At 61.2% G+C, this 11,071-nt stretch carries 10 protein-coding genes and 1 tRNA gene; 10 read left to right on the forward strand and 1 reads right to left on the reverse strand.

Annotation, left to right across the window (positions count from 1 at the left end):
• The first annotated feature begins 150 nt into the window (after positions 1–150).
• The 3 genes from purE (at position 151) to WJU27_RS04280 (ending at position 2,910) form a co-directional block, all read left to right on the forward strand.
• Positions 151–657: a 5-(carboxyamino)imidazole ribonucleotide mutase gene (gene purE, locus WJU27_RS04270; protein ID WP_020164837.1), complete on the forward strand. Its 507-nt coding sequence runs from the start codon at positions 151–153 to the stop codon at positions 655–657.
• Between the two features lie 123 nt (positions 658–780).
• Positions 781–1,926 (forward strand): 5-(carboxyamino)imidazole ribonucleotide synthase, encoded by a 1,146-nt coding sequence (locus WJU27_RS04275; protein ID WP_029143704.1) that lies wholly within the window; start codon positions 781–783, stop codon positions 1,924–1,926.
• A gap of 3 nt (positions 1,927–1,929) precedes the next feature.
• The gene (locus tag WJU27_RS04280) at positions 1,930–2,910 is read left to right on the forward strand and encodes an L-threonylcarbamoyladenylate synthase (protein WP_020164835.1); all 981 of its coding nucleotides are present in this window, start codon (positions 1,930–1,932) and stop codon (positions 2,908–2,910) included.
• On the opposite strand, the gene WJU27_RS04285 is transcribed toward WJU27_RS04280, so the two are convergent.
• Entirely contained in the window at positions 2,897–3,634 is a 738-nt protein-coding gene (locus tag WJU27_RS04285; RefSeq protein WP_341421224.1) for a DUF3108 domain-containing protein, read from the reverse strand. The genes WJU27_RS04280 and WJU27_RS04285 overlap by 14 nt on opposite strands.
• Positions 3,635–3,733: 99 nt before the next feature.
• Here WJU27_RS04285 and WJU27_RS04290 point away from each other — a divergent pair.
• The 7 genes from WJU27_RS04290 to WJU27_RS04320 all read left to right on the forward strand — a co-directional run bounded on the left by WJU27_RS04290 (position 3,734) and on the right by WJU27_RS04320 (position 11,061).
• Positions 3,734–3,809, forward strand: a tRNA-Ala gene (locus tag WJU27_RS04290).
• Positions 3,810–4,549: 740 nt separating this feature from the next.
• Complete coding sequence (locus WJU27_RS04295; protein WP_341421225.1) at positions 4,550–5,590, forward strand: N-acetylneuraminate synthase family protein; 1,041 nt, start codon at positions 4,550–4,552, stop codon at positions 5,588–5,590.
• A complete protein-coding gene (locus WJU27_RS04300) occupies positions 5,587–6,087 on the forward strand; it encodes a KdsC family phosphatase (protein WP_341421226.1) in 501 nt (166 codons plus the stop codon). The genes WJU27_RS04295 and WJU27_RS04300 overlap by 4 nt, the downstream gene beginning before the upstream one ends.
• A 1-nt stretch (position 6,088) precedes the next feature.
• A complete protein-coding gene (locus WJU27_RS04305) occupies positions 6,089–6,910 on the forward strand; it encodes an SDR family oxidoreductase (RefSeq protein WP_341421227.1) in 822 nt (273 codons plus the stop codon).
• Positions 6,910–8,373, forward strand: coding sequence for an aldehyde dehydrogenase family protein (locus WJU27_RS04310; RefSeq protein WP_341421228.1), 1,464 nt, complete (start codon positions 6,910–6,912; stop codon positions 8,371–8,373). Before WJU27_RS04305 ends, WJU27_RS04310 begins: the two co-directional genes overlap by 1 nt.
• 2 nt (positions 8,374–8,375) lie before the next feature.
• Positions 8,376–9,131, forward strand: coding sequence for an acylneuraminate cytidylyltransferase family protein (locus tag WJU27_RS04315; protein ID WP_341421229.1), 756 nt, complete (start codon positions 8,376–8,378; stop codon positions 9,129–9,131).
• A gap of 13 nt (positions 9,132–9,144) precedes the next feature.
• Positions 9,145–11,061 (forward strand): transketolase C-terminal domain-containing protein, encoded by a 1,917-nt coding sequence (locus WJU27_RS04320; protein ID WP_341421230.1) that lies wholly within the window; start codon positions 9,145–9,147, stop codon positions 11,059–11,061.
• Positions 11,062–11,071 lie beyond the last annotated feature (10 nt).

Below are 11,071 nucleotides of genomic sequence, written 5' to 3' on the forward strand. Positions count from 1 at the left end.
CGCTGAAGCATAGAGGGTCGACCAGACCCCAGAGGGGCACCGGGCAATCGGTGCCCCTTTCGTTTTTTCCATGTTTGTCGATTCGCTGTCGCGCGGGTGTAGAATCCGCGCCTTTTTCCGGGCCGACGAGGCCGGCGAAGGATGAAGCCGATGAGTGCTGAAGACCACGCCCGCACGCCGCTGGTTGGCGTCGTGATGGGATCGAACTCCGACTGGGACACCATGCGCGCCGCCTGCGCCATGCTGGAGCAGTTCGGTGTGCCGTTCGAGGCGCGCGTCGTATCGGCGCACCGTACACCGGACCTGCTGTTCTCCTATGCCGAGGAGGCACGCAGTCGCGGCCTGCGCGCCATCATCGCCGGTGCCGGCGGTGCTGCCCATCTGCCGGGCATGCTGGCGGCCAAGACTACGGTGCCGGTGCTCGGCGTACCGGTGCAGTCGCGGGCGCTCAACGGCATGGATTCGCTGCTGTCCATCGTGCAGATGCCCAAGGGCATTCCGGTCGCCACCTTCGCCATCGGCGAGGCCGGTGCAGCCAATGCCGGACTGTTTGCAGTGGCCTTGCTGGCGGGCGAAGATGCGTCGCTTGCGCAGGCGCTCGAGGACTTCCGCGCTCGGCAGGCCCAGACCGTGCTGGACATGAAGCTCGAAGGCTGACCGCCGTCGCTGCGGCTGCCGTCCGCTGCATCCATTTTCAGGTTTTAATCCGCGTTCATCCGCCACATCCGCATCCGTCCGCGGTCACGAGAAGTTGAGCCGGATCTTTCGGAGCCTTTGCAGATGATTCTTCCTCCCGCAACCCTCGGCATGCTCGGCGGCGGTCAGCTCGGCCGCTTCTTCGTGCTGGCCGCGCATGAAATGGGCTATCGCGTCGTTGTGCTCGACCCGGACCGCAACAGCCCGGCCGGCAAGGCAGCGGACGAGCACCTGTGCGCCGCCTACGACGACATGCAGGCGCTGGAGCGACTGGCGCAGACCTGCGCCGCGGTGACCACCGAGTTCGAGAACGTTCCGGCCGACACGCTGGATCACCTGTCTAAATTCATTCCGACCCGCCCGAACGCCGCCTGCGTCGCGGTGGCGCAGAACCGCATCGCGGAGAAGACCTTCCTGTCCGACCGTGGCTTTTCGGTTGGCCCGTTTGCCGCGATCCGCAGTGTGGCGGACATCGAGGCGGCCGATCCGTCGCTGTTTCCGGCCGTGTTGAAAGTGGCGCGTTTCGGCTACGACGGCAAGGGGCAGGCGAGGGTGGCCAATGCCGCCGAAGCGAGGGCAGCGTTCGAGAGCTTCAAGCGCGAAGCCTGTGTGCTGGAGCAAATGCTGGCGCTCGAACTGGAGGTGTCGGTGGTGCTGGCCCGCGACGCGGCCGGTCGTGTCGCGCCCTTCCCGGTGGCCGAGAACAGCCACAGCAACGGCATTCTCGACGTGACCATCGCGCCGGCGCGCATCAGCGGTGCGCTGGCCGCCGAAGCGACCGAAATGGCTTCCGGCATTGCCGCCGAACTGGGTTACGTCGGTGTGCTCGGCGTCGAGTTCTTCATCGCCGGTGGCCGGCTGATGGTCAATGAGATGGCGCCGCGCCCGCACAACAGCGGCCATTACACGATCGATGCCTGCGTCACCAACCAGTTCGAACAGCAGGTGCGCATCCTGTGCGGCCTGCCGCTGGGCGACGCACGCCAGCATTCGCGCGCGGTGATGGTGAATCTGCTTGGCGACCTGTGGTACCAGCAGGACGCCCATCACGCCCATGAACCGGACTGGTCGCGCCTGCTGCGCCAACCGGGGCTGAAACTGCACCTCTACCAGAAGCATCACGCACGTCCTGGTCGCAAGATGGGCCACTTCACCGTGCTCGGCGAGAGCGGTGATCCGGTCATCGACACCGCGATGAACGCACGCGGCGCCATCGGCATCGCCGGCTGAACGATGAGCGCGTCGGACGCCGACATCGCTGACGCTGCGCGCCGGCTGCGCGCCGGCGAACTGGTCGCGCTGCCGACGGAAACCGTCTACGGACTGGGCGCCGACGCGATGAACCCGGCGGCGGTGCGCCGCATATTCGAGGCAAAGGGTCGCCCCGCCGACCATCCGCTCATCGTGCATCTGCCGGACGCCGAACAGATGACCGTCTGGGCGCGCGACATTCCGCGCGAGGCGATCGCGCTGGCGCAGGCCTTCTGGCCGGGCCCGCTGACCCTGATCCTGAAGCGGGAGGAAGACGTGCCGCTCGAGGTGACCGGCGGTCAGGACACGGTGGGACTGCGTGTGCCGGGGCATCCGGTGGCGCTGAAGCTGCTGCGCGCCTTCGGCGGCGGCGTGGCCGCACCGTCAGCCAACCGCTTCGGTCGCATCAGCCCGACGACCGCGCAACACGTGCGCGACGAGTTCGGTGACTCGGTCACCGTGCTCGACGGCGGGCCGTGCGAGGTCGGCATCGAATCGACCATACTCGACCTGTCCGGAGACACTCCGCGCATCCTCAGGCCGGGCGCCATCAGCGCCGGGCAGATCGCTGCAGTGATCGGTCGCATGCCTGCGGGCAAGGGCGACGAGAACTCACCGCGGGTGTCCGGGGCGCTCGCCGCGCATTACGCGCCGCGCAGCGCGATGCGCAAGATTGCGCCTGCGCGGCTGCGCGACTTCCTGAACGCCTTCCGTCACAGCGGGCGACATTGTGCGGTGATCGCACACAGCCAGCCGCCACTGTCCGACTGTCCGCATCGCTGGTTCATGCTGCCGGCCGAACCAGCCGGCTACGCACGCGGGCTCTACGCCGCGATGCGCGACGCGGACGCGGTCGGTGGTTCGATGATCGTGATCGAAGCCATTCCGGAGACGCCCGAGTGGGCCGCGGTGAACGACCGCCTCGGACGTGCGCTCGCGGGCGCCGGCATCACGCCACAGTAAAGCGGGTCAGCTCCCACACGACCCAGTCCTCGCGCAGCAGCGGATGGCGGCTGCGCAGCTTGGGCATGTACTGGCCGCGCCACTCGCGCTTCACCCAGCGTTTTACTTCGGGCACGAACCACAGGTGTTCGACGCGTTCCGACTGTGTGCGGAAGAAATCCGGGTGTTCGAACTTGATCAGCCGACGCACGCGCAATGCTTCGAATTCACCCGCCGGTACAGTCACGCGCTCGTAGCCGAGCGTGTCGATCTGCACGTGCCAGCGGCGCGGCCGCTCCTTCGGATCGGTGGTCACCATCGACTGCCACGCCTCGCGCACGCCGGGTTCGAGCAGCGCCGGCAGCACCGGCAACGGTGCGTCGTAGCGGTTGTCGCGGTCATACACGGTGTCGCGGCTAACCACCCAGGGCGCTGCGTACTCCTCGAACTGGCCGCTGCGCAGACTGCTCAGCGGCTTGCCATCGACCTCGATGCGCAGGCGCGGCGGGTCCGCCTGCTCGACGACGTAACGGATCCCGGCTTGCCGCTCGCGGTTGTAGCCATTCAGTTCTTCGTACATCCACTCGTCGCCGACAGCGAGCTGCGCCGCCATGTGCTCGGCCTGCTCGTACTGCCGCGCTGTCGCGCAGCCTGCCAGCCACAGCGGCGACGCTATGAGCAGCGCCCCAGCCGCGCCACCGCCGATGAAGCGCCTGCGATCCATTCCGTCGATTCTCTTTTTCATCGTGTCTGAAATCCGTACCGATCGTGATGCTGCGACCGCGTGATTCTGAGCGATGTTCCTTCACAACCGGCATCCGAGGCCCTATAATCCGCAGCCGTTGGGGGGGTAGCTCAGCTGGGAGAGCGTCGCGTTCGCAATGCGAAGGTCGGGAGTTCGATCCTCCTCCTCTCCACCATCAAACACTAAGCCCGTGGTCTACCGGCAACAGCCGGATAGACACGGGCTTTTTTTGCAAGATTTGGTTGCGCCGTCGATATATCCGCAAAGGCTTCCGACCCGATGCGTAGACTGCTTGCGCCAACTTTCCGGCGGGTCAGCGTTCGCCCCTGGTCTTGCGAGGATGCAGCCCAATGCCCGCCGCCTCTCTCCCTTCTGATCCTACGTGTCAGGATGACGTCGAGGAAGGGATGGGGGCGTCGTTGATCGTGCTAAGTGATCAGTGCAACCAGAGTCCGAGGCGGCTGGCGTGCGACAGTGACGCGGGGGCATTACAGCCACGGCCGCAGTCCTCCTTTGCTCGCTCGGGCTCCCGTACGTCCTGACGGCATTCCATGATTGTAGCCGTGTTACCAGGCTAACACCGCGTCGACGTCGTCCCTCGATCCCGAGTGTTGGAATTGGGGCGACGTCCCTGCCTTCCCTGCCATCCCTTCCGGTAAATCATGCATTCTGATTGCGGAGGTTGTCTTGGAATGATATATTCCGACGCTTGTGAGGCTGCGAGCGGATTTCATGAATGAGTGCGATTGCGCGGGTTTGGGACGAATTCGTTTAACGCGTATTTTGTTTTGTGAAAGTTTATTTTGTTGTTTTTCGCTCGCCAGTACGGTGATTTCAGTTTGGCCTACGCCTTTGAGGCAGGGGTTTCTCTTGTGTTGTTTTGATTAACTTCCATCTAAGCGCACTGTGAATTGTATGTTTGAGCGAGAGTTTCTTGATGAAGATCCCTTTATCATCGCGGAGGTTGGTCAAAATCACCAAGGTGATCTTGACATTGCACGTGAATATATTCGAATATTCGCATTCGAGGGGGCGGATGCAGTAAAGTTTCAGACGCGGAATAATAAATACTTGTTTTCAAGAGAGGCCTATGAGGCTCCGTATGAAAGCGAGAATGCTTTTGCTGAAACATATGGTGCTCACCGCGAAAGGCTTGAGCTCAAGCCTGAGTGGCTCCCCATTTTGAAGCAGGACTGCGAGAAATACGGCGTTAAGTTCATGTCCACGCCGTTCGACGAGCCGAGCCTCGAGTTGCTGGGGGAAGTGGGTGTGGATATCCTGAAGGTGGCCTCCTTCGATTTGGGTAATCTACCGTTGATCCACCGGATCGGAAAGACGGGAAAGCCGGTGGTAATGAGCATCGGTGGCGGTAAGATCGACCAGATTCGTTCCAGCATCGAGGTGCTGCGCAGTCATCACGATGACGTGGCAATTCTTCATTGTGTCTCGGAGTATCCGTGCGAATACAACAGGCTCGGGCTCGATAACATCCCAGTCCTGAAGACGGAGTTTCCGGGCTGTGCCATAGGCTTGTCCGATCATTTCAACGGTACTCTGTCGGGTCCGGTGGCATACCTCAAAGGTGCGCGCGTTTTCGAGAAGCACGTAACGTTGAATCGTGCATGGAAAGGCACCGATCACAGTTTTGCGCTTGAGCCAGAAGGTTTTCGGAAGTTCGTTCGGGACATCAAGAGGGTTAGGCACATGATGGCGCCAAAGCCTGAGGTCGAACTCGGCAGCGAGCGCGTGTTCAAGAAGCTTGGAAAGTCCCTGGTGGCCTATGTGGATGTCAAGGCTGGGGATGAAATCACCCTTGACTCTCTTTCTGGGCGGATTTTCAACGTGGGTTACATTCCTGTTCGTGAAGCGAATCGGATCGTTGGATGTGTGGCCAAGCGCGATATTGCAAAAGGTGAGCCGATCGATTACTCCGATATCGAAGGAAAGCGTGCGTGACGCTTTCCGCTGAAAGTCTGTCTGGAGTCGAACTCGTTGCCTTCGATTTCGACGGTGTTTTTACCGACAACACCGTCTACGTTTCACAGGATGGCGTCGAATCAGTACGTTGCTGGCGGAGTGATGGGCTTGGTTTGTCGCGCTTGCGCGCATTGGGTGTTCGCTTGCTCATTATCTCGACCGAAGTCAACCCCGTTGTGACGGCCCGGGCAAACAAGCTGAAGCTGCCGTGCAAGCAAGGTGTTGAAGACAAGGCTGCGGAGATCCTCCGTACGTGTCAGGAACTCTCCGTCCCGCCCGCCAGAACCATGTTCGTCGGCAACGACATAAACGATATCCCTGCTTTCCGTGCAGTGGGTATTCCTGTCGCTGTGGCTGATGCTTACCCGGAAGTTATTCCTCATGTCGTTTATCGCACCAGCAGACCTGGCGGCCAGGGGGCCGTTCGAGAAGTGTGTGATCTGATCTTCCATGCCAAGCAGGACGCTCAAAAATAACGTGAATTACCTTCCTACTGAGTCACTCTTCTCTGTCAGCGACGAAATCGTTGTCATTACGGGCGTTTCGGGCCAACTCGGCTCCCAGTACGCACGTGCGTTCCTCCAGCGCGGTGCCAGAGTTGCCGGCCTGGATGTAAGGCTCTCTGGCGATGGGGAGGCGCTGTCCACGGATTTTCCCGATCACTTCTTCTTCTGTGCCGTGGATGTGACTGTCAGAACGACGCTGGAAACGGCACTGGTCGAGATTCGGGCTCGTTTCGGAGCACCCACCGTGCTGGTCAACAACGCGGCCATCGACTCTCCCCCCTCCGCACCTCTCGACGAGAATGGCCCGTTCGAGGACTATCCGGAATCTTCGTGGGACAAAGTGATTGACGTTAACCTTAAGGGTGTCTATCTCTGTTGTCAGATATTCGGCGGTGCGCTCGCAAGCGAAGGGCGAGGGTCGATCATCAACATCGCCTCAATCTACGGTGTAGTGTCACCGGATCAGAGCCTCTACGACTACCGTCGGCAGCGCGGCGAGGTGTTCTTCAAACCGGTCGCCTACGCTGCATCGAAGTCAGGGGTTCTCAATCTGACGCGCTATCTCGCGGTGTACTGGGCCAAGCGCAATGTCCGGGTGAATTCCCTGACGATCGCCGGTGTTTTCAATGGGCAGGAGCAGGCTTTCCTTGATGCCTACTGCGGTCGCATTCCGATTGGCCGCATGGCCAATCCGGACGAATACAACGGCTCTGTGCTCTTTCTCGCAAGCCCTGCGTCGCGCTATATGACAGGAGCGAATCTGGTGATCGATGGTGGCTGGACGGCGATCTGATGACGAACACTTCACGCATAGGCAACTGGATTAAGGGCGAAGTACAACTGCCGAGCAGTGATCGGTGGCTCGATAAGTTTAGTCCTCACGATGGCCGACTGCTGAGTCACTTCGCCGATTCATCGGCCGCTGACGTCGATTCCGCAGTCCTGGCAGCAAGCGTCGTATTTCCGGCATGGTCGGATGTGTCGCCAGTGAAACGCGGGCAAATCCTCGGCGACTTGGTGTCCGTGATGAAGCGACGCAGCGACGAACTTGCTCACTGCGTCGCTCTGGAAACCGGAAAGTCGCCGCAGGATGCCCAGGGCGAAACGGCAGGCGCCATTCTTCAGGGCGAGTATTTTGCCGGCGAGGGCATGCGCCTGCACGGCCGCTCACTGACGTCAGGAGTGCCCGGAAAGTACAGCCACACGGTGCGCCAGCCACGCGGCGTGGCGGGTTTGATCGTGCCAGCCAATACGCCGATCGCAAACATTGCCTGGAAGGTCTTTCCCGCACTCGTGTGCGGTAATGCGGTTGTTCTCAAGGCAGCCGAAGATACGCCGCAGATCGCGCAGCTTTTCGCCGAGATGACGCGGGAGGCGGGGCTGCCGGACGGCGTCTTCAACGTCATTCAGGGAAGAGGGCAGCTATCCGGGGCTGCGCTGGTGAGTGACGAGCGTGTCGCCGTGATCAGTTTTACCGGCTCCACGGGAGTAGGTCGCTGGATAGCTGAAACGGCCGGGCGACGTTTGGCGCGAGTGTCACTTGAGCTCGGAGGAAAGAATCCATTCGTTGTCTGTGATGACGCAGACCTCGAACAGGCCGTCCATTGGGCGGCATTGTCTGCGTTCAGCAATGCGGGGCAGCGCTGCGCTGCAGGCAGCCGAATTATCGTCTTCCGGAAGGTCTTTGACGCCTTCCGGGACGCTTTCGTAGACAGGGCCCGAGGTCTGAAGCTCGGAAACGGTCCGGGTTGCGACCTGGGGCCTGTCGTCAGCAGGCGCCAGCAGCAGTCAGTTCTCGCCGCGATCGAGCGTGCTCGAGAACAGGGCGGGCGCATTCTGTGCGGAGGAGGCGCACCTGCCGACCCGTCTCTGACGCAGGGGTACTACGTGGAGCCGACAGTCATCGATGGACTGGCCCCCGAGGCAGAACTCTGCGGGAAGGAAATTTTCGGTCCTGTCGCCACCTTGCATCCAGTCGAGAACCTGCAGGAGGCACTTGTCTTCTCCAATGCCACGGAGTACGGACTGACGGCTGCGATCCACACCCGCAATGTGGATCGGGCGATGTGGTTTGCCCAGCGCGTGCGGGCCGGCGTGGCGAACGTGAATATGGGCACCTACGGCAGCGAACCGCACATGCCCTTCGGCGGTTTCGGATCGTCCGGCAATGGCAGCCGGGAGCCAGGTCTCGAAGCGCTCGATGTCTATTCGGAACTCAAGAACATTTCCTTCCTTGCCCGCGCCCAACTGATCTGAACATGAAACCGAAATCCGTTGCCTTCATCCCGGCCCGCTCGGGTTCCAAGCGGGTGCCGGACAAGAACATCCGACCGCTGGGCGAACATCCCATGCTGGCGTATTCCATCAGGTCTGCGATCGATAGTGGCGTGTTTGATGCGGTGATCTGCGCCACTGACAGTGAGCGCTATGCGGACATCGCGCGACATTACGGTGCGGAGGTGCCGGTACTGCGTGCAGCGGAGATATCCGGTGACAAGTCTCCGGATATCGAATGGGTGGTGTGGATGCTCCGCCAACTGGCAGCGGCGTCCCGCGAGTTTGAAGTGTTCAGCATCCTCCGCCCGACAAGCCCTTTCCGGCAGCCCGATACGATACGCCGCGCCTGGGCGCGTTTTATCGAAGATCCGCGTGCCGATTCACTGCGGGCGATCGAGAAGTGCAAGCAGCACCCGGGAAAGATGTGGGTTATCCGCGGCAACAGAATGCTGCCCTTGCTGCCTTTCGCCAACGGAACGACACCGTGGCACAGCAGCCAGTACGCAGCGTTGCCAGAGGTCTATGCGCAGGACGCTAGTCTGGAAATCGCCTGGTCGCGCGTGCCGCTTCAGCAGAACAGCATTGCAGGGGAGTCCGTCATCCCTTTCGTCAGCGAAGGCTACGAGGGTTTCGACATCAACGAACCCGAAGACTGGTGGCTGGCTGAACGACTGCTGGCGACGCAGGCGGTGACGTTGCCTGCAGTCGCGCAGTCTTCCTACCAATTTGCAGTATGAACCGGAGTAAATCGTGGGTGATCTCGTAGGGCAAGCTGTCGAAGGAACGCTGTACTACCTTCCTTACCCAGAATTTGAGCGCGCCAGAGGGCTGGATGTCGAGCCTGAACAACGGGCAGGCATCTTTGCCGACATGTGTCGGCTGAATGCGCTCTACATGATCGCGTGTGCTGGCTCGGGTCATATCGGCAGCAGTTTCAGTAGTCTGGATATCGTCAGTTGGCTGTTGCTCGAGGAAATGAATGACGACGACGTCTACTTCAGTTCGAAGGGACATGACGCGCCGGGCTTCTACGCGGCACTGATAGGCACGGGGCGCCTCGATTTCGCGCTTACGCACCGTCTGCGGCGGATTGACGGACTGCCCGGACACCCGGACGTCGGGACTCCGGGCATTGTGACCAATACCGGTTCGCTAGGCATGGGGGTTTCCAAGGCAAAAGGCATGATCCTGGCCAACCGTCTGTTGGGACGATCCGGCCGCGTCTTCGTCATGACCGGCGACGGCGAGTTGCAGGAAGGGCAGTTCTGGGAGTCTCTCGTTTCCGCTGTTAATTTCGACCTGCACGAACTGGTCGTCGTCATCGACCATAACAAGCTCCAGTCGGATACCTTCGTCAAGAACGTGTCGGATCTTGGCGACCTCCTGGCCAAACTAGAGGCCTTCGGCTGGTGCGTTGCACGGTGCGATGGCCACGATATTCCTGCTCTTGCCCGTGCGCTGTCGGCCTTGGAGACGGACCCTCGTCCCAAGGTGATCATCGCCGATACCGTCAAGGGTCGGGGCGTGTCCTTCATGGAGCACACGGCGCTTGACTCTGATGTGGCGATGTATAGGTTCCATAGCGGCGCCCCGGATGCGGGCGCTTATCGCAAGGCCGCGCAGGAACTGATTGACCGTCTGGAGCAGCGCATTGCTGCAGTGGGCGCGCCTTCCCTCGAATTCGAGACAGTCGTGCGAGAAGCGCCTCTGCCAGTAGCGGCCGAACAGCAACGTCTGGTTGCTGCCTATTCCCGTGCGTTGATTGAACAGGCGGACAGACACCCTAACCTCGTGGCCCTTGATGCCGACCTCATTCTGGATACCGGCTTGATTCCGTTTCGCGAAAAGCATCCGGGTCGTCTGGTGGAATGCGGCATCGCCGAACAGGACATGGTGTCGATGGCCGGGGGCATGGCACTCAACGGGTTGATGCCGATCGTCCATTCGTTTGCATGTTTCCTATCGGCTCGCCCCAACGAGCAGATATACAATAACGCGACCGAAGAAACGCGGATTCTCTACGTCGGCTCTCTGGCCGGTGTCGTCCCCGGCGGACCGGGGCATTCGCATCAGGCCGTGAGGGACATCTCGACACTTGCCGCCGTGCCGGGAATGACGCTGGTCGAACCCTCCTGCGAAGCCGAGGTTGGCATGCTCGTGGACTGGTGCGTAAATGAGGCGCCGGGCAGCAGCTATCTGCGCCTCGTCTCCCTTCCGTGGAACGTGCCATTTAACTTGCCGGAAGACTACCGCCCGGTGCCGGGTCGCGGCGTATGTGTTCACCCGGGGCGTGATGTCGCCATCATTGCTTACGGCCCGGTGCTGCTCAGCGAGGCGGTCAACGCGGCGCGGCGTCTCGCCGACGAGAAAGGACCGAGCGTCAGGGTGATCAATCTTCCCTGGCTCAATCAGGTGGATACAGAGTGGCTGCGCGGCGAACTTGCCGGTTGTCAGAAGGTGTTCTGTCTGGACAACCACTACGCGGACGGAGGGCAGGCTGACATGATTCTTTCTGCCCTCGCGGTCGGCAAGGGAATTCCTCCGGACATGCAGTTCGTCCGTGTCGGCATCGAATCCATTCCGCCGTCGGGCTCGGTAGCGGAAGTTCTCCGCGCCTGCGGCCTGGATGCAGATTCGCTGGTCAGTCGCGTGCGGCAGGGCACATGAAGGGATGGAT

It is taken from the genome of Methyloversatilis sp. NSM2 (assembly GCF_038066675.1).
GTDB classification, from domain to species: Bacteria; Pseudomonadota; Gammaproteobacteria; order Burkholderiales; family Rhodocyclaceae; genus Methyloversatilis; species Methyloversatilis discipulorum_A.

Excerpts from the sequence above, each read along its gene's own strand:
- WJU27_RS04310 (WP_341421228.1), top strand. The coding sequence starts at position 6,910 with ATGACGAACACTTCACGCATAGGCAACTGGATTAAGGGCGAAGTACAA.
- WJU27_RS04285 (WP_341421224.1), bottom strand. The coding sequence starts at position 3,634 with ATGAAAAAGAGAATCGACGGAATGGATCGCAGGCGCTTCATCGGCGGT.
- purE (WP_020164837.1), top strand. The coding sequence starts at position 151 with ATGAGTGCTGAAGACCACGCCCGCACGCCGCTGGTTGGCGTCGTGATG.
- WJU27_RS04295 (WP_341421225.1), top strand. The coding sequence starts at position 4,550 with ATGTTTGAGCGAGAGTTTCTTGATGAAGATCCCTTTATCATCGCGGAG.
- WJU27_RS04315 (WP_341421229.1), top strand. The coding sequence starts at position 8,376 with ATGAAACCGAAATCCGTTGCCTTCATCCCGGCCCGCTCGGGTTCCAAG.
- WJU27_RS04275 (WP_029143704.1), top strand. The coding sequence starts at position 781 with ATGATTCTTCCTCCCGCAACCCTCGGCATGCTCGGCGGCGGTCAGCTC.
- WJU27_RS04280 (WP_020164835.1), top strand. The coding sequence starts at position 1,930 with ATGAGCGCGTCGGACGCCGACATCGCTGACGCTGCGCGCCGGCTGCGC.